Here is an 18,798-nt window from a genome sequence, read left to right on the forward strand (position 1 = left end):
GATTTGAACAAAGAAATTGTTGAAAAGAGCTTGGCGATAGATAATAATTCTCTTATTCCAGAGTTGTTCGGAAAGTTTGATGAAAATATTAAAGTTATTGAAAAGGAATATAATGTAGAGATTTTATTAAGAGAAGGGCAACTGAAAATAATCGGAGAAAAAATTTCAGTTGATCTTACCGAAAAATTGCTGTTTAAATTAGTCGAGATGTTAAAAAAACAAGGAAAGATTTCCAATCAAGAGTTATCTTATGCCATGCAATTGGTATACGAAGGAAATGAAGATAAAATACAAGAATTGTTAGATGATATTATTTGTGTTACAGCTCAGGGCAAGAGTATAAGGCCTAAAACTTTAGGGCAGAAAAAATATATCGATTCTATAAGAAAAAATGATATTGTATTTGGCATAGGCCCGGCAGGTACGGGTAAAACATATTTGGCCATGGCAACAGCCGTTAATGCTTTTAAGAATGGGGAAGTTAACAGGATAGTCCTTACAAGGCCGGCGGTGGAAGCAGGAGAGAGCCTGGGATTTTTGCCGGGAGATTTACAGGAGAAAGTTGATCCTTATCTAAGGCCTATATATGATGCATTATTTGATATTCTGGGATTTGAAACATACGGTAAGTTTGTGGAAAAAGGCCTTATAGAAGTGGCACCTTTAGCTTATATGAGAGGAAGAACTCTTGATTCTGCTTATGTGATATTAGATGAAGCTCAGAATACTACAAATGAACAGATGAAGATGTTCTTAACAAGATTGGGATTTGGGTCAAAAGCGATAATCACGGGAGATATTACTCAGATAGATCTTCCAAAAGGGAAATCTTCCGGATTAAAGATAGCATCTAAGATACTGACCGACATTAAAGGATTGGAGTTTGTTTATCTCGGTAAAAATGATATTGTACGCCATCCTTTAGTTCAAAAAATTATATCTGCCTATGAAAAATTTGATAAGAGTGAGAACTAAGGTCAACAGGGAGGTATCCCAATGGAAAAGAAAAACATAAAAATTTCGATAAGAAATATATTTTGTAATACACTAAAGAGTAGTAAAATCACATATATTATATTGCTAATGGTATTTACTTTTCCAATGCTTTTAATAATTATAGGGAAAATAGAACCCCAAAAATTAAATATTTCTATAGGGGATGCAGCCCCTTATGATATTAGATCTCCTAAGGATGTTGTAGACGAGCTTACTACGGAAAGGCTGAAGAAGGAAGCTTCGGACAACGTAGAGCCCGTATACAGAGTCAATCCGTCAGTTCAGATGAAGATGAAAAGTGATATACAAGATTTTTTTAATATTATAAGGGATGTTAAGTCCTATGAGAATATAAGTGTAAGCAAGAAAGCAAATTTAGTGAAAGATCAAGGAAATATAGAATTGTCTCAGAGAGAATATTTAACAGCAGTCAGGATGGATAATAAGACATTAAATTCTTTGGAAAATAATATTTATGATATAATCAATCAGATAATGAGTCTTGGAGTAAAAGAAGATGCATTGGATTATGAAAAGCAAAATGTAATTGATGTATTTAAATCTTTGGATATGGGAACAGATGAGATGAATCTGGGGATAGCTATTGTAAATAACACAATGAAACCCAACAAATATTTGGATGCCGAAGAAACTCAGAAGGCAAAAGCTGAAGAGGCTGAAAAAATAGAGCCTATAGTAGTTAAAGAAGGGCAGATAATAGTCAGAAAAGGAGAAAAAGTAAGTCAAAATGCCTATAATGTAATTAAAGAAGCAGACCTTCTGAAAGAAGAAGGGAACTTCCAAGTTAGTACTATAATGGGAACTTTGCTTTTAATTCTTCTTATGGAAGGAATAATTGGCATATACCTTTATTATCTTGACAAAGATGTGTTGAATACTTCCAAGGGGTTTATTTTAATATTAATAATAATATTAACAGTAATAATCTCAATGGGAGTCAACAATATCTCCCCTTATATTATGCCGGTGGCCACTGCCGCTATGCTTATAGCAATAGTTATAAACTCCAGGTTGGCCTTAATAGTTAATTTGCTTCTTTCATTTCTTATCGGGTTAGTAATGGGGACTGATGAAAGCATAATGTTTATGTTTATGATTGGGGGAAGTGTGGGAGCATTCAGCGCCATGAAACCTGCTCAAAGATATAATATATTTTTAAGCGGATTGATAATAGGTGTAGTTAATATATTAGCAATTGTATCCTTTTCCTTGATTAAGAAAGTTGAAGTTATAGATATTATTATAAGATGCGGCTATGGGCTTTTAAATGGGATACTTTGCGCGATACTTACGATCGGAACTTTGCCCATATGGGAAAATGTATTTAAGATATTGACACCTCTTAAACTATTGGAACTTTTAAATTTAAATCAGCCTTTATTGAAAAGGCTTCTTATGGAAGCACCTGGGACTTATCATCATAGCATAGTGGTTGGCAATTTAAGCGAAGGGGCTGCGGAAGCTATAGGAGCAAATGGATTGTTAGCAAAAGTAGGAGCTTATTATCATGATGTGGGAAAACTTAAAAGGCCTTATTTTTTTAAGGAGAATCAAATAGGGATGGATAATCCCCATGATAAACTGAATCCCACATTGAGTACCATGATAATAACGAACCATACGAAGGACGGTCTTGCCTTAGCTGAAAAATATAATATTCCTAAGGAAATAAAGGATATTATACTTCAGCATCATGGAGATACTATAGTAGCATATTTTTATTATAAGGCATTAAAAGAAGGAGACCCTAAGAATGTAAAGGTTCAAGATTTTAGGTATAAGGGGCCAAAACCCCAGACTAAAGAAGCTGCCATTGTGATGCTGGCTGACTCCTGCGAGGCTGCCGTAAGATCCTTAAAGGAACCTAATAAAGGAAAAATTGAAGAGATGGTGAGAAATATAGTAAAAGGGAAATTAGATGATGGGCAGTTAAGAGAATGTGATTTGACATTTAAGGATCTAAACACGATTACTAATACTTTTTGTAACATACTTTTGGGAATTTTTCATGACAGGATAGAATATCCCGATATAAAATTAAAGGATATTAAAGGAGCGGAGTAAATGAAAGTATATATTGATAATAGACAAGATACTCAAGAAATTGATGAAAAAACAATAGATTTATTGAAAGATGTAATTGAAAAATGTTTAGTAGTAGAAGGCAGAGATTTAAATTATGAAATAAGCCTTTCTTTTGTGACTAATGAAGAAATCAAAAATTTAAACAAAGAGTATAGAAATGTGGATGCTGTTACTGATGTTCTTTCTTTTCCCATGGAAGAAGACAGCAACGGATTTTATACTCCTATGCTGGGGGATATAGTAATCTCCACAGACAGGGCATTCCAGCAATCCAAAGAGTACGGACATTCCTTTTCAAGAGAAATATCATATTTAACAGCTCACAGCATGTTTCATCTTATGGGATATGATCATGAAACGGAAGAAGAGAAGAAGACTATGAGAGCTAAAGAAAAAGAAGTAATGAGATCCTTAGGGATATTTAAAGAAACCAAAGAAGAATAAGGTGGATATAATGAAATCAAAGAGTCTGATAAGTAGTTTTAATTATGCTGTTCAAGGTATCATCCATACTTTAAAAACCGAAAGAAATATGAGGATCCATTTTTCTATTGCAATTTTGGTACTATTTATAAGTTTATTTTTAAATATAAGCAGAATGGAAATGATTCTGCTGTTTTTTACCATAGCATTAGTTATAATATGTGAACTGATAAATACTGCCGTTGAAGCAACTGTGGATTTAATCACGAAGGAATATAATTGGCTGGCCAAAATAGCCAAAGATGTGGCTGCAGGTGCAGTGCTTATTTCAGCCATAAATTCCATAGTAGTGGGGTACCTTTTATTTTTTGACAGATTGAATCCTTATTCTCATAAATTGATTTTAAGAATTAAAAATTCTCCTGTACATCTTACTTTTATTGCTTTGGTAATCACAATAATTATAATTGTGGTGATAAAGACAAAGACAGAGACAGGTACGCCGTTTCAAGGAGGAAAAGTCAGCGGACATTCTGCTGTTTCCTTTTTATGCGCAACAGTGATTTCCTTTCTTGGAGATAACGTACTGATTTCCGCTTTGTCTTATTTCATGGCGGTTTTAGTGGGAGAAAGCAGAGTAGAGGGGAAAATACATAGTCCTTATGAAGTAATCTCAGGGGCAATATTGGGGATTTTTATAGGTATAATTATATTTCAAATCACATAAGGGGGATATTTTATGAAAAGAAATTGGTTAATAGCAGTAACGATAATCCTTTTGGTCTTTAATATGATAGGATGTGGCAAAGATGATCCGGAAATTGGGAAAAACAATAAGGATGAACAAACCGAAAAAGACGAATATGTTAAAAATGGAATACCGTCTCCCCTAAGCGGAATATATTCTTCTGAAGAAAAAGTTGACAGGAGACCTGTAGCGGTAATGTTTGACAATCATCCCGGCGCTAGGTGGCAGTCTGGATTGAAGGATGCGGAGATAGTATATGAGATGGTAGTTGAATATCCTTATACGAGATATATGGCAATATACTTGATTAATGATCCTGTTCTTTTAGGGCCTATAAGAAGTTCAAGACCTTGTTTTGTTACAACTCTTTTAGAATATGATCCTTTATATGTAAGGGTGGGAGGAAGTGAACAAGCAAAAAACGATATTAAAAATTTAAAAGTTGCAGATATAGATGGTCTTACAAGTTCTAATGAAGTTTTTTACAGATATTCTAAGACTAATAAAAAATCTCCTCACAATTTATATTCAAATATGGATATAATAAGAAAAACGGGAATAGAAAGAGGATATCGTGAAAAAGGAGATTTTGAAGGATTTAAATTTAATGAGAATGATACAGATTTAAATGGAAGGATTGCTAAAAATATTTTAATAAAATATAATAAGGATAACAGTACGAATTATGTATATGATGAAGGTGAAAAGAATTATATAAGATATAAAGACGGGAAACTTCATGTTGACGAATTTGACAACTCTCCTATTACTGCTAAGAATATTATTATACAAGAGGCTAAAACTAAAACTATAGATGATGCAGGGAGAGTTGAAATAGATTTAGTGGGAAACGGAAAGGGAATTTATATTACAAACGGGGAAACTGTTGATATTACTTGGTCTAAGAAAAACAGAAGTTCCAAAACTTATTTTTATGATGAAAAAGGCCAAGAACTTGTTTTAAATACTGGAGTTACATGGATACAAGTTGTTAATACCAATCCGGATATAACTATAGAATAGGAGTGATTTTTTGATAAAAGAGGAATTAATCAGGCTTGCATTTGAAGCTAAAAAAAATGCTTATGCTCCCTATTCTCATTTTCATGTCGGAGCTGCGGTTCTTACTGAGGACAATAAAATATACACCGGTTGTAATATAGAGTCTGCTTCATATACTCCTACCATATGTGCGGAAAGAACAGCAATATCAAAGGCTGTATCTGACGGTCAAAGGAAAATAAAGATAATAGCTATTGTGGGAGACGCGGGATTTACATATCCCTGTGGGGTATGCAGACAAGTTATTAAAGAGTTCGGAGAAGATGCTATTATTATAGTTGCCAAATCGGAGAAGGAGTACAAGGAATATTCACTGGAAGAACTCCTCCCCTATAGTTTTGGACCGGAAAATTTGTTTAATGATAAAAAGATGGAGTGATGAAATGTATAAATCAGGATTTGTAACAGTTATAGGAAGACCAAATGTCGGTAAGTCAACATTATTGAATACCATCTTGGGTGAAAAAGTATCTATTATTTCTGATAAGCCTCAAACAACAAGAAATAAAATTCAATGCGTTTATACTGAGGAAAACCTGCAGATTGTTTTTTTAGATACCCCGGGAATACACAATCCTAAAAATAAATTGGGAGAATATATGGTTAAGATGTCAAGGAGTACGTTAGAGGAAGTGGATATCATTACATTTATGGTTGATGATAGTAAATATATCGGCTCTCTTGATGATAAAATAATAAAGGATATAAAGGATATTTCTACTCCCAAAATTCTTCTTATAAACAAGATAGATAAAATTAATAAAGAAGAATTAGGGGATATAATCAATACTTATGATAAAATGGGCCTTTTTCAGGAAATAATTCCAATATCGGCTTCTGAAAATTTAAATGTTTCCTCATATCTGGATGCTGTTAAAAAATATTTAAAGGAAGGACCTCAATATTTTCCTGAGGATATGATTACGGATCAACCCGAAAGGCTTATAATTTCTGAACTGATCAGAGAAAAAGTTCTTTATTATTTAGATGAAGAAGTTCCTCATGGAATATTTGTAGCAGTTGATATGATTAATGAAAGAAAGGAAAAGAATTTGATTGATGTTTATGCTACGATATATTGTGAGAAGGAATCACATAAAGGAATAGTAATAGGGAAAAACGGAAGAAAATTGAAGGGTATAGGGAAATCTGCCAGAGAGGATATTGAAAAACTTTTGGGCAGCCAGATCAATCTTCAACTATGGGTAAAGGTAGAAAAGAATTGGCGGGATAAGGAAAATAAAATTAAATATTTTGGATATCAATAGTGTATAGGAAGTGAATAAATGTTTGTAAAATCCGAGGGCATAGTGCTGAAAGAAATCAGGTTCAGAGAAACAAGCAAGATAGTTACTATTTTTTCAAAAGAATACGGAAAAGTACATGGCATGGCCAAGGGAGCCTATAGGCCGAAAAATAATCTTATAAGTATTACTCAGCCTTTCTCCTATAGTGATTTTTCATTTTTTAAGGGAAAAAACTTTTATCATATAAATCAGGGAGATTTAAAAAATTCCTTTTATCCTTTAAGAGAAAATATATATAAGCTCTTTTACGGTTCATATATGTTGGAATTAGCAGATTCTTCAATAGTCGAGGATGAATCAAACGAAAAATTATTTCAGCTTCTTTTAAAAGGCTTGACTGTTCTTTCAGATTTGAAGGGAGATTATTTAAAGTTTATATTGGCTTATGAAATTAAATATATTTCTTTTTTGGGATATAAACCATATTTAGATAAATGTGTACTGTGTGGACAAAAATTGGAAGGAAGGGATATGATATTCAGTATAATTTCCGGCGGGATATTGTGCGGAAATTGTGTTTATGAGGATTTGAACGGTTTTCGTATTAATCTTTCCATGTTAAAGACTTTAAAATTGTTGTTGTACACCCCTCTTGACAAGCTAACGGATTTTAAAATTAACAAAGATATAATGTTTATTTTACATGATATTATGGTAAAATATATACTGTATAGTATTGAAAAAAATAGCTTTAATTCTCTAAATTTATTTAAATCTATTGAAAATAGAGGAGGAAATTAGATGGAAATTACCCTTGAAAAAATCGACTCTGTAGTGGAAAGAACAGGAGTAAGTTTTAAGGAAGCTAAGGAAGCATTGGAATTAAAAGATGGAAATGTAATAGAAGCTGTTATATATCTTGAAAGTAACAAAAAGACCATAGGAGAAGATGTGGCAAGTAAGGGAGAACAGATACTTGACAGGATAAAAGAAGTATTAAAAAAAGGAAATGTAATTAAAATAATTGTCAGGAAAGACGGGAATGTAATTATGAATATCCCCGTTACTGCCGGAGCAGTAGGAACTATTCTTTCGCCTCCTCTTGCAATCTTGGGGGTAAGTGTTGCTTTGCTTTCCAAGTGTACCTTTGAGATTATAAAAGAAGACGGAGAGATCGTAAATATAAATGAAGAAGTAGAAAAGAAAGTAGATAAGGTAAAAGATAATTTAAAAAATAACTGACCTTAGTTTTTTTATTGACAGATTAATGATTTTTTGCTAAATTATTAATCATAGAATATTTTATAAACTACAGGAGTACCTAATTATTTAATAGGTGCCTAATAGTTTACGAAAGGCACTTCTTAGTAATCTATTGTGGGTAAGAGTTATAGTAACATAGCCGAAAGCCTACTGCTTTAGCTGTGGATGAAGGCTTATTCTGCTTAGTATCAGAGTGCTGAAGTAACCTTTCGTCTCTAAAAGGGATGTAAAGGTTTTTTTTTGCTCTTTGTTATATGATGAAATTTAAATTTTAAGGAGGTAAACAAAATGTATTTTCAGGATTTAATACTGAAATTACTTGAATATTGGGGGGGAAGAGGTTGTCTTATTTCGCTGCCCTATGATGTAGAGAAGGGTGCGGGGACTATGAATCCGCGTACGTTTCTGAAATCTTTGGGGCCTGAACCTTGGAGAGCTGTGTATGCAGAGCCTTGCAGAAGGCCGGCAGATGCTAGGTATGGAGAAAATCCCAACAGAGTATATCAGCATCACCAATTACAAGTTATATTAAAGCCATCTCCCGAAAACGTTCAGGATTTATACCTGGACAGTTTAAAAGCCATGGGGATAGATGCTCTGAAACATGATATAAGATTTGTAGAAGATAATTGGGAAGCGCCTACTCTTGGAGCATGGGGGTTAGGATGGGAGGTGTGGCTTGATGGAATGGAAATTACTCAATTTACATATTTTCAACAGATAGGAAGCATAGATTGTGAATTGGAGTCCGCAGAATTAACCTATGGACTTGAAAGAATTGCTATGTATCTGCAGGATGTGGACAATATATTTGATATCAAATGGAATAAAGACATAAACTATGGAGATTTATTCAGGACTGCAGAATATGAACATTCTGTCTATAGTTTTGAATCCGGTGATGTGGATGCTTTGCTTAACCTATTCAATATATATGAAAAAGAAGCTACTAAAATATTGGAAGCGGGATTGGTTTTGCCAAGTTATGATTATGTATTGAAGTGTTCTCATGTTTTTAATATTCTTGATGCTCGGGGAGCTATAAGTGTTACCGAAAGAACTCATTATATGAGCAGAGTTAGAAATCTTGCCAATTCGGTGGCTTCTCAATATTTAAAACAGAGAAAAGAAATGGGCTTTCCTTTTCTAAATGAAGGAGGAAATTCAAATGAATAATAAATATCTATTGGAAATAGGAGTAGAAGAGCTGCCGGCAAGGTTTGTACAGATAGGATTAAATCAACTTAATGATGAAGTATTGAATATGCTTAAGAATAAGAAGATTGAATTTGAAAAAATTAGTCTTTATTCTACTCCAAGAAGACTATCTTTTGTATTGGAAGGATTAAAGGATAGGCAGGAAGATTCCGTTGAATTGATTAAGGGGCCTTCAAAGAAAATTTCTTTTGATGAGGAGGGAAAACCCACTAAAGCCTTTGAAGGATTTCTTAGAGGACATAAAGCCAAGATAGAGGACTCCTTTGTAAAAGAATACAATGGAGAAGAATACATGTATTTGAATAAAAAAAGTGAAGGCAGACCGGTAGAGGAAATACTTATTGAAACTATTCCAAATATAATAAGAGGAATAACTTTTCCCAAGTCCATGAAATGGGGAGGGAAAAATTTGAGATTTGCAAGACCTATAAGGTGGATTTTATCAATTTTTAATGATAATATTCTTTCCTTTGATTTAGAGGGAATTAAAGTTTCTAATATCACAAGAGGTCATAGATTCTTGGGAAGCAGTTCTATAGTTATCAATAACGTAGATGAATATGTTGACAAACTTAATGATAATTATGTAATAGTTGATAGAAATAAGAGAAAAGAGATTATAGAATATGGCTGTGAAAGATTAGCAAGAGAAAAAGGAGGCAATATCCTTCCGGATGAAGGACTGTTGGATGAGATTACCGACATAGTGGAATACCCTACTCCTCTGATAGGTAAAATAAAGGAAGAATATTTGAGATTACCAAGAGAAGTTATCGTCACTCCAATGAAGGACCATCAAAGATATTTTCCGGTGGTCGATGACAAAAAAAGATTGCTGCCTTATTTCATTACAGTGAGAAATGGAAATGAAGATTATATAGATGTGGTGGCAAAAGGTAATGAGAAAGTTCTTGGAGCCAGACTGGAAGATGCCAAATTCTTTTACCAAGAGGATGTAAAAAAACCTTTAGAAAGTTATGTAGGGGAATTAAAGGGAATAGTTTATCAAGAAAAACTGGGGAATTTATATGATAAAACCTTAAGGATACAGAAGTTAGCCGTAAAAATAGGGGATTATCTGGAAGTAGGAGATGAAACTCAGAAAAATATTGAAAGAGCAGGTTATCTTTCAAAAGCGGATTTGGTAACTAAAATGGTTGGAGAATTTACAGAGCTCCAGGGATTTATGGGAAAAGAATATGCCGCTTCTTCCGGGGAAAACGAGATTATAAGCCTGGCAATATACGAACAATATCTTCCGAGGTTTGCAGGAGACGAACTTCCCACTACTACAGCAGGAGCAGTTTTAAGTATTGCTGATAAACTTGATAATATATCAGGTTGTTTTGCTATAGGAGTTCAGCCCACAAGCTCGCAGGATCCTTACGGCCTGAGAAGACAAGCAATTGGGATTATAAACATTATTTTGGATAAAAAACTTAATTTATCTTTAAAGGAATTAATAGATTTTTCTCTTTATGTATATGTTGAGGAAAATGGATTGGCCTTTGATTATAAAAAAGTTAAAGATGAGATAATAGAATTTTTTAATGGAAGAATTAAAAATATGTTTATCGATATGGGAATTAGATATGATATAGTGGATGCAGTACTGGGCACAGGAATTGACGATGTGTATGATTTAAGAATTAGGGCAGATAAGTTGAATAACTGGATTAAGAAGGATAATTTTGAACAAATGCTATTTGCGTTTAACAGAATTTCTAACTTGGCTGAAAAAGCTGTATCTAAGGATGTAAAAAGAGATTTGTTTACAGATGAGGAAGAAATACAATTATTTGAAAAATTTAATAGCATTGAAGACAATGTTAAGAATTTCTTAAGAAAAAAAGAGTATGACAAAGCTTTGGAACAATTAAGTGTTTTGAGAGAGCCCATTGATAATTTCTTTGATCATACTATGGTTATGGTTGAAGATGAAAAAATAAGGAATAATAGATTGGGTCTGATAAAGCGTATTTCTGATACGATGCTTACTATATGTGATTTATCCAAGATTGTTTATAAATAAATTTCCAAATCGGAAATTTATTTATAAACAATGGGAAAATCGTAATTTATCTTAGTTTATATTTTCCGTAATGGATTTCAAAAAAGGCTACCTTAATTTATTAATATTTTAATAGAAGCCTTTTTTATATATATTAATGGGTGTGTATCTTGATGGGTGGTGGTTTATATCCAATTAAATGAAAGACAAGAAAAGATAATAGATATCGTGAAAACAAGTCAGCCAATAACTGGGGAGGCAATAGCAAAAAGATTAAAGCTTACAAGGTCTACTTTAAGACCTGATTTATCCATACTTACTATGTCAGGAATATTAGATGCACGCCCAAAAGTCGGGTATTTCTATACGGGGAAAACTGCGTTGAATTTTATATCTGAAAGAATAGAAAAGATCAAAGTATCGAAAGTGAAATCCGTTCCTGTGGTAGTTGATGAAAATACAAGTGTATATGATGCTATAGTTACTCTTATGGTTGAAGATGTTGGAACATTATTTGTTACTTCCGACGGATTTTTATCCGGGATAATATCAAGAAAGGATTTTTTAAAAAATGCAATAGGGGGAATTGATTTAAACAGGATACCTGTAGGAATGATAATGACTCGAATGCCTAATATCATAGTGACTTTTTCAAATGATAGCATATTGGAAGCGGCGTCAAATATAATAGAACATGAAATAGACTGTTTACCGGTGGTTGAAGAAGTGAGGACTGAAAAGGGAGAAAAGAAATTTAAGGTTGTGGGAAGAATATCTAAGACAACAATTACAAGGATTTTTGTTGAACTGGGAAAGGATATTTAGGAGGAAAATTAATGGAAAATAATATAGTTCTGTATGTCTTGTCAGATTCCGTAGGAGAGACGGCGGGGCAGGTGGCAAAGGCAAGTATAAGTCAATTTAGTCCGGTAAAATATGAAGTGAGAAGATTTCCATATATAAATGACGAGGATCAAATAAATGAAATAATTGATGAAGCGAAATCAGAAAAAAGTGTTATTATTTTTACTATTGTCATCGAAAGATTAAGAAAATTTGTAATGGAAAAATCGGCTGAAAATAATATTCCTGCAGTGGATCTGATGACCCCTGTTTTGGATTCTATTGAAGATGTATTGGGATACAATCCGAAAAGACAAGCGGGATTAATACGTAGGTTAGATGCAGAATATTTTAAAAAAGTAGAAGCAGTGGAATTTGCAGTCAGATATGATGATGGAAAAGATACCAGAGGAATTAAAAAAGCCGATATAGTACTGATTGGAATTTCGAGGACATCGAAGACTCCTTTAAGTATGTATTTGGCTCATAAAAATTTCAAAGTTGCAAATGTTCCTTTAGTTCCTGAAGTACCTCCACCTGATGAATTATTTGAGAAGGATCCAAGAAGAGTATTTGGACTTATTGCAAATCCGGAAAAATTGAATAAAATTCGCCAGGAAAGATTAAAGACTTTAGGCCTCAATAATAATGCCAATTACGCCAACCTTGAGAGAATAAAAGAAGAACTTGAATATTCTAAGAGGATAATGGGAATGATTCAATGTAAAGTAATAAATGTTTCCGATAAAGCAGTAGAAGAAACATCAGGCTTTATAATTGATATAATGAGAAAAAATTTTGGAGAAGAATTAGAGCAATGAAGTGCTGAAAAAATCAGCACTTCATTGTTTTTTTAAAAAAATTTACATTAAAATGGTATAAATAATAGAGGATTATGGATAATTATGTTGTATATATTTATATAATATAATCTTAAAAATATTTATAAATGAGGTATATAATTTTATGAATATTAGAATGGAAACAGAAAATATTGAAAAGAAAATATTATCTCAATATGCAACTCTTAGCATTAACACAAAAGGAAGAAAATATGAAGAAAAGAAATGTGAGATAAGAACGGATTTTCAAAGGGACAGGGATAGAATTATCCATTCGAAGTCTTTTAGAAGGCTTAAACATAAAACTCAAGTGTTTATAGCACCGGAAGGAGACCATTACAGGACAAGACTTACCCACACTTTAGAAGTTTCCCAAATATCGAGAACTCTTGCCAGAGCGTTAAGATTAAACGAAGATTTGACAGAAGCTATTGCATTGGGTCATGATTTAGGGCATACCCCTTTTGGTCATACAGGAGAGAAAGTGCTGAATTTTCTTCATCCTAAAGGATTTGAACATAACGTCCAAAGCCTCAGAGTGGTAGACTATCTGGAACATGAGGGAAAGAAAATAGGATTAAATTTAACTTTTGAAGTAAGAGATGGGATACTACATCATACGGGAGAAGAATTGCCTATGACTCTTGAAGGAAAGACGGTGAGGTTTGCCGATAGAATTGCTTATATAAATCATGATATTGACGATGCCATAAGGGGAAATATCATATCGGATGAAGATTTACCGAAAGATGTTATTGATGTTCTCGGTAAAACCCATGGAGAAAGAATAAATACTATGATTGTGGATATTATTAATAATAGCATTGGTAAAGATGAGATTTCTATGAGTAAGAATATAGGGGAAGCTACCGAAAAATTGAGAAATTTTATGTTTCAAAGGGTATATTTAAATAAAGATGCTAAATCTGAAGAGAATAAGGTAGAATATATAATTACTCAAATATATAGATATTATTTAAAACATTCGGAAGAACTTCCAGAAGATAAAATGGGAATATACCAGAATAGCCTAAATCCCATAGAGGACAGAGTATGTGATTATATTGCCGGAATGACTGATAAGTATATATTGAATGTGTTTTACAGTATTTTTATACCGAAACCTTGGGAAAAACTTTAAAAAAGAAGGAATATAAATCTTTATGTCGAATATAAATAAGGGTTTTTTGCTTTTCCACGAAAAATCGGAAAATTAGGGTGATAATTATGTCAGATTTCATAAATGAAAATATATTAGAAAAGATAAAAGAAAATAATGATATATTAGATGTGGTTTCTCAATATGTCCATCTAAAAGGGACAGGCTCTAATTATGTAGGACTCTGTCCCTTTCATAGCGAAAAGACTCCATCTTTTACAGTATCTCCATCTAAAGGAATCTTTCACTGTTTTGGGTGTGGGGAAGGGGGAGATGTAATCAGTTTTATAATGAAAATAGAAAATCTGTCTTTTGTTGAAGCGGTAAAATTCTTAGCTGACAAATCAGGAATTTATATTGAAGAAAAAGATAAACCAATGGAGAAGGAAAGGAATAGATTATTTCAAATAAATAGGGAATCTGCTTATTTCTTTTACAGAAATTTAATGAATAACACCGATGCCAGGAAATATTTATATAAAAGATCCATATCTGACACTACTATTAATTTATTTAAGTTAGGCTTTGCTCCTAAAAGCTGGGATAGTTTAGAGAAGTATTTAAAAAGCAAGGGGTATAAGGAATATGAAATTGAAAAATCGGGTTTAATAATTAAAAGAAAAGATAAATCAGGATACTATGATGAATTCAGAAATAGAATAATCTTTCCCATATATGACAGAAAAAATAGGATAATAGGCTTTGGAGGAAGAGTTATCGATGACAGTCAACCTAAATATTTAAATTCTCCGGATTCTTTAATATTTTCCAAAGGACATAATTTATTTGCAGCAAATCTGTTGGAGAAAAAATCACATAATGAAAGGATAGTATTGGTTGAAGGATATATGGATGTTGTTTCTTTATTCAATAAAGGAATTTTTTATGCTGTAGCAAGTTTAGGAACAGCCCTGACGAAAGATCAAGGAAAGCTATTATCTAAACTTGGGGATAATATATATATATGCTACGATGGAGATGAAGCAGGTCTTAAAGCAGCAGATAGGGCTATAGATATATTGAAGCAAGAAGATATAAAGGCAGAAGTAATTGTCCTTGCCGATGGAAAAGATCCAGATGACTACATTAAAAGTTATGGAAAGGAAAAATTTGAATCTTTGTTTGAAAATGCTTTGGACTATATTGAATATAAAATATTTTTTTATGAACGAAAATATAATTTAAATGATACCGAAGAAAAAATAGCTTTTACAAGGGATGTAGGAAAATTTTTAAAGGATGTAAAAAGTCCCATTGAATTGGATGCTTATATGGAAAAAATATCTCAAAGGACCGGTATATTAAAAGAAGCTATTAAAAAAGAAATTTTTGGATACAATTTAAATATTGAGAACAAATCAATTGTTAATAATAGGTATATTAATAAAAAATATAAAAATAATAAGGATAATATTGTTCCTGTTGTAAGTATGCTTCAACCAGCTCGTTTAGAAGCTGAGCGTACTATTGTCAAATTAATGGTTAATAATAGAAAGGTATATGAAAGAGTTAAGAATTTTTTAAAACCGGAAGATTTTGTTGATGAAGATTGCAAAAAATTAACTTTTTTCTTATTTGAAGTTTATGAAAAGGAAAAGGATATAAATACCAAAGAAATTATTAAAAAATTAGAAGGAAAAACGGATGTTCGTATAGAAAATATACAAAAGATAATTCATATGGACCCTAAGATTTTACCTGAAAACATGGGAACGATAGTTGAAGATTTAATTGAAACTATTGTTACTTCTAAATTAAAAATGAGAAGAAGTTATTTAATAGAAAGGATTAGTAAATTGGATTCTAAAAATGATAAAAAAGAAAATGATAAAGAGATAGTGAAAAAATTATGCAAAGAATTATTGGAATTGGACAGGGAATTGAAGCTACATCAATAGTTTTGTTGAAAGGAGGGAATTGCGATGAATCATTTAGAAAAGGAAGAAAACAAAAAAAATGGCTTGGAAGCTGTTAAAAAATTAGTAAGAAAAGGTAAAAAAAATGGGATGCTCACTTATAAGGAAATAATGGATAGTTTAGAAGATATAGATATAGATACGGAGCAAATTGATGAGATATATCAAAGATTAGAAGATATGGGGATAGATATAGTCGGCGATAAAGAAGCAGATTTGCTCTTAGAAAAGGATGATGTAGGAGAAGATGCTGAAGAACTGAAAGAAGAAGATTTATCCCTTCCCAAAGGAGTTAGCGTAGATGACCCTGTGAGAATGTATTTAAAAGAAATAGGTAAAATTCCTCTTTTGACTGCGGAGGAGGAAATAGATTATGCTAAGAGAATGGCAGAAGGAGATGAAGAAGCTAAGAAAAGGCTGGCAGAAGCTAATTTGAGGCTTGTAGTAAGTATAGCCAAGAGATATGTAGGAAGAGGAATGTTGTTCCTTGATTTGATACAAGAAGGCAATCTGGGCTTAATGAAGGCAGTTGAAAAATTTGATTATAGAAAGGGATTTAAATTCAGTACCTATGCGACCTGGTGGATTCGTCAAGCTATAACACGTGCTATTGCCGACCAGGCAAGGACTATCAGGATACCTGTTCATATGGTAGAAACCATAAATAAACTGGTAAGAGTTTCAAGACAGTTGGTTCAGGAATTGGGGAGAGATCCTCTTCCAGAGGAAGTAGCCAAAGAAATGAATATGGATGTGGAAAAGGTAAGAGAAATTATGAAAATTGCTCAAGAACCTGTTTCATTGGAAACTCCTATAGGGGAAGAGGAAGATAGCCATTTAGGCGATTTTATACCGGATGATGAAGCACAAGCACCAGCCGAAGCGGCTACTTATACTCTTTTAAGAGAACAATTGGTAGATGTTTTGGATACTTTGACGCCGAGAGAGCAAAAAGTCTTAAGATTGAGATTTGGGTTAGATGATGGAAGAGCAAGGACTTTAGAAGAAGTGGGAAAAGAATTTGACGTTACAAGAGAGAGAATAAGACAAATTGAAGCCAAAGCTTTAAGAAAATTAAGACATCCCAGCAGAAGCAAAAAATTGAAGGATTTTTTGGAATAATTGAAGATTCGCTATAGCGAATCTTTAATTTTATAACTAGTGAAAGGAGAAAAATATGAAATTATCCCCAAGACTTACTACTATATTAAACTTTGTTCCCCATAATTCAATAGTAGGGGATATAGGCACGGATCATGGATATATACCTGTGTATTTGATTTATAACAGAATAAGTAAGAAGGTGATAGCTACAGATATAAGTAAGGATTCCCTTGATAAGGCCAAAGATTATTCAAAGAAATGCGGACTCGAAAAGGATATTGAGACCAGGGTAGGAGATGGGCTGGAAATATTAAAACCCTTTGAAGTTGATACTTTAATAATAGCAGGTATGGGAGGGCTTCTTATAAATGAGATATTGGATAAGGGAAAGAAGATAACGGATAGTGTAATAAATTTTATATTTCAACCTATGGGTGCTTCTGATGAACTGAGAAAGTATCTGATCAATAACAATTTTAAGATAATAGATGAAAGATTGGCAAGAGAAGGAGATAAATATTACGAAATAATATTTGCGCAAAGAGGCAAATCTTATATTAGCAAAGATATATATTATGAAATAGGAGAAAAGCTTTTTATAAATAAGGATCCCTTGTTAAAAGAATTTATAATAAAAAAAATAGAAGAATATGAAAAGATAATTAAATACTTGAATTTAGGGTCCTCTGAAAAAAGTCGGGAAAGGGAAAAATTTCTTCAAAATAAAATCGAAGATTATAAGGAAGTGATCAATTATTATGAAAGCTTATGAAATAATTAATCTGATGGATGAATGGGCGAAACCTTACTATATTGATAAATGGGACAATACCGGATTTCAAATCGGAGACGGGAATAAAGAAATAAAAAAAATAATTTTATCCTTGAATATAGATGATGTTCTTTTGGAAAAGGCTCAGAGTGCAGGGGCAGACATGATAATAACTCACCATCCGATTATTTTTAAGCCTATAAATAATATAATTTCTTCAGATTATAAAGGAAGATTAATAATGAATATAATTAAATCAGATATAGTTGTATATAATGCTCATTCAAATTTGGATATTTGTAAAAACGGAGTAAATGATAGACTGGCAGGTATTCTTAACTTAAAAAATTCTGAGGTGCTGTCTTCTTTATATCAAGAAAAATTTTATAAATTAGTTGTATTTGTCCCCGAAGGGTGTGAGGAAAAAATAAGGGATGTCTTAGGAAAGGCAGGAGCAGGATGGATAGGGAATTATAGTAATTGCACTTATAATATTGACGGTATGGGAACTTTTTTACCCTTAGAAAATACTCATCCCTTTATAGGTCAGAAAAATGTTTTGGAAAGGGTTAAGGAAAAAAGAATAGAGACAATAGTAAGGGAAAGAGAAGCTGACAGGATAATTGAAGAGATGATTAAAGCACACCCCTATGAGGAAGTTGCTTATGATTTGTATCCTTTAGAAAACAAGGGAGCGGATTATGGTTATGGAAGAGTAGGAGATATAGAAGAGATATCAATGAAGGCGTTAATTGAAGAAATTAAAAGAAAACTGACTGTGAAAAATATCAGAGTATATGGAGGTGAAAATAAGAAAATAAATAGAATTGCAGTATGCGGAGGAAGTGGAGGAGATTTTATCTATGATGCCTATAGAAAAAATGCACAGGTTTATATAACGGGAGATATTAAATATCATGAAGCACAGCTGGCAAAAGAATTGGGATTGATTTTAATAGATAGTAATCATTATGATACTGAAAAAATAATACTCCCCGTTATAAAAGAATATATTTTAGAACATACAAATGAAAAAATAGAAGTTGATATTAGTGATATTAACAGTTATGGTTTTCAAGAGTATTAAA

18 protein-coding genes are annotated in these 18,798 nt (G+C 32.5%); all 18 read left to right on the plus strand.

What is annotated here, in order from left to right:
• The first annotated feature begins 3 nt into the window (after positions 1-3).
• Positions 4-975 (plus strand): PhoH family protein, encoded by a 972-nt coding sequence (locus tag PP176A_RS03175; RefSeq protein ID WP_114218076.1) that lies wholly within the window; start codon positions 4-6, stop codon positions 973-975.
• A gap of 21 nt (positions 976-996) precedes the next feature.
• A complete protein-coding gene (locus PP176A_RS03180; RefSeq protein WP_071139011.1) occupies positions 997-3,081 on the plus strand; it encodes an HD family phosphohydrolase in 2,085 nt (694 codons plus the stop codon).
• A complete protein-coding gene (gene ybeY, locus PP176A_RS03185; RefSeq protein ID WP_071139012.1) occupies positions 3,082-3,546 on the plus strand; it encodes an rRNA maturation RNase YbeY in 465 nt (154 codons plus the stop codon). It abuts the gene before it with no gap.
• A gap of 10 nt (positions 3,547-3,556) precedes the next feature.
• Positions 3,557-4,252: a diacylglycerol kinase gene (locus tag PP176A_RS03190; RefSeq protein ID WP_071139013.1), complete on the plus strand. Its 696-nt coding sequence runs from the start codon at positions 3,557-3,559 to the stop codon at positions 4,250-4,252.
• Between the two features lie 12 nt (positions 4,253-4,264).
• Positions 4,265-5,296 (plus strand): DUF3048 domain-containing protein, encoded by a 1,032-nt coding sequence (locus PP176A_RS03195; RefSeq protein WP_071139014.1) that lies wholly within the window; start codon positions 4,265-4,267, stop codon positions 5,294-5,296.
• A 10-nt stretch (positions 5,297-5,306) separates the two neighbouring features.
• Complete coding sequence (locus tag PP176A_RS03200) at positions 5,307-5,714, plus strand: cytidine deaminase (protein WP_071139015.1); 408 nt, start codon at positions 5,307-5,309, stop codon at positions 5,712-5,714.
• A 4-nt stretch (positions 5,715-5,718) separates the two neighbouring features.
• Entirely contained in the window at positions 5,719-6,603 is an 885-nt protein-coding gene (gene era / locus PP176A_RS03205; protein ID WP_071139156.1) for a GTPase Era, read from the plus strand.
• An 18-nt stretch (positions 6,604-6,621) separates the two neighbouring features.
• Positions 6,622-7,383, plus strand: a complete 762-nt coding sequence (recO, locus tag PP176A_RS03210; RefSeq protein ID WP_071139016.1) for a DNA repair protein RecO — start codon at positions 6,622-6,624, stop codon at positions 7,381-7,383.
• The gene (locus PP176A_RS03215) at positions 7,384-7,824 is read left to right on the plus strand and encodes a DUF4342 domain-containing protein (protein WP_071139017.1); all 441 of its coding nucleotides are present in this window, start codon (positions 7,384-7,386) and stop codon (positions 7,822-7,824) included. It begins immediately after the preceding gene.
• A gap of 309 nt (positions 7,825-8,133) precedes the next feature.
• Positions 8,134-9,021: a glycine--tRNA ligase subunit alpha gene (gene glyQ, locus PP176A_RS03220; RefSeq protein WP_071139018.1), complete on the plus strand. Its 888-nt coding sequence runs from the start codon at positions 8,134-8,136 to the stop codon at positions 9,019-9,021.
• Positions 9,014-11,095 (plus strand): glycine--tRNA ligase subunit beta, encoded by a 2,082-nt coding sequence (glyS, locus tag PP176A_RS03225; RefSeq protein ID WP_071139019.1) that lies wholly within the window; start codon positions 9,014-9,016, stop codon positions 11,093-11,095. Before glyQ ends, glyS begins: the two co-directional genes overlap by 8 nt.
• A gap of 156 nt (positions 11,096-11,251) precedes the next feature.
• Positions 11,252-11,899, plus strand: coding sequence for a helix-turn-helix transcriptional regulator (locus PP176A_RS03230; protein ID WP_306341338.1), 648 nt, complete (start codon positions 11,252-11,254; stop codon positions 11,897-11,899).
• A gap of 11 nt (positions 11,900-11,910) precedes the next feature.
• Complete coding sequence (locus tag PP176A_RS03235) at positions 11,911-12,738, plus strand: pyruvate, water dikinase regulatory protein (protein WP_071139020.1); 828 nt, start codon at positions 11,911-11,913, stop codon at positions 12,736-12,738.
• A 145-nt stretch (positions 12,739-12,883) separates the two neighbouring features.
• Complete coding sequence (locus tag PP176A_RS03240) at positions 12,884-13,900, plus strand: deoxyguanosinetriphosphate triphosphohydrolase (protein WP_071139021.1); 1,017 nt, start codon at positions 12,884-12,886, stop codon at positions 13,898-13,900.
• Positions 13,901-13,986: 86 nt separating this feature from the next.
• The gene (gene dnaG / locus PP176A_RS03245; protein ID WP_071139022.1) at positions 13,987-15,816 is read left to right on the plus strand and encodes a DNA primase; all 1,830 of its coding nucleotides are present in this window, start codon (positions 13,987-13,989) and stop codon (positions 15,814-15,816) included.
• 24 nt (positions 15,817-15,840) lie between these two features.
• Complete coding sequence (gene rpoD, locus PP176A_RS03250; RefSeq protein ID WP_071139023.1) at positions 15,841-16,956, plus strand: RNA polymerase sigma factor RpoD; 1,116 nt, start codon at positions 15,841-15,843, stop codon at positions 16,954-16,956.
• Positions 16,957-17,011: 55 nt separating this feature from the next.
• Positions 17,012-17,710 (plus strand): tRNA (adenine(22)-N(1))-methyltransferase, encoded by a 699-nt coding sequence (locus PP176A_RS03255; RefSeq protein ID WP_071139024.1) that lies wholly within the window; start codon positions 17,012-17,014, stop codon positions 17,708-17,710.
• Positions 17,697-18,797, plus strand: a complete 1,101-nt coding sequence (locus PP176A_RS03260; protein ID WP_083381755.1) for a Nif3-like dinuclear metal center hexameric protein — start codon at positions 17,697-17,699, stop codon at positions 18,795-18,797. Before PP176A_RS03255 ends, PP176A_RS03260 begins: the two co-directional genes overlap by 14 nt.
• Position 18,798 lies beyond the last annotated feature (1 nt).

The organism is Sporanaerobacter sp. PP17-6a, from assembly GCF_900095615.1.
Taxonomy (GTDB): domain Bacteria; phylum Bacillota; class Clostridia; order Tissierellales; family Acidilutibacteraceae; genus Acidilutibacter; species Acidilutibacter cellobiosedens.

Excerpts from the sequence above, each read along its gene's own strand:
- rpoD (WP_071139023.1), top strand. The coding sequence starts at position 15,841 with ATGAATCATTTAGAAAAGGAAGAAAACAAAAAAAATGGCTTGGAAGCT.
- PP176A_RS03240 (WP_071139021.1), top strand. The coding sequence starts at position 12,884 with ATGAATATTAGAATGGAAACAGAAAATATTGAAAAGAAAATATTATCT.
- PP176A_RS03180 (WP_071139011.1), top strand. The coding sequence starts at position 997 with ATGGAAAAGAAAAACATAAAAATTTCGATAAGAAATATATTTTGTAAT.
- era (WP_071139156.1), top strand. The coding sequence starts at position 5,719 with ATGTATAAATCAGGATTTGTAACAGTTATAGGAAGACCAAATGTCGGT.
- PP176A_RS03215 (WP_071139017.1), top strand. The coding sequence starts at position 7,384 with ATGGAAATTACCCTTGAAAAAATCGACTCTGTAGTGGAAAGAACAGGA.
- ybeY (WP_071139012.1), top strand. The coding sequence starts at position 3,082 with ATGAAAGTATATATTGATAATAGACAAGATACTCAAGAAATTGATGAA.
- PP176A_RS03255 (WP_071139024.1), top strand. The coding sequence starts at position 17,012 with ATGAAATTATCCCCAAGACTTACTACTATATTAAACTTTGTTCCCCAT.
- PP176A_RS03190 (WP_071139013.1), top strand. The coding sequence starts at position 3,557 with ATGAAATCAAAGAGTCTGATAAGTAGTTTTAATTATGCTGTTCAAGGT.
- glyQ (WP_071139018.1), top strand. The coding sequence starts at position 8,134 with ATGTATTTTCAGGATTTAATACTGAAATTACTTGAATATTGGGGGGGA.
- dnaG (WP_071139022.1), top strand. The coding sequence starts at position 13,987 with ATGTCAGATTTCATAAATGAAAATATATTAGAAAAGATAAAAGAAAAT.
- glyS (WP_071139019.1), top strand. The coding sequence starts at position 9,014 with ATGAATAATAAATATCTATTGGAAATAGGAGTAGAAGAGCTGCCGGCA.
- PP176A_RS03260 (WP_083381755.1), top strand. The coding sequence starts at position 17,697 with ATGAAAGCTTATGAAATAATTAATCTGATGGATGAATGGGCGAAACCT.
- recO (WP_071139016.1), top strand. The coding sequence starts at position 6,622 with ATGTTTGTAAAATCCGAGGGCATAGTGCTGAAAGAAATCAGGTTCAGA.
- PP176A_RS03235 (WP_071139020.1), top strand. The coding sequence starts at position 11,911 with ATGGAAAATAATATAGTTCTGTATGTCTTGTCAGATTCCGTAGGAGAG.
- PP176A_RS03195 (WP_071139014.1), top strand. The coding sequence starts at position 4,265 with ATGAAAAGAAATTGGTTAATAGCAGTAACGATAATCCTTTTGGTCTTT.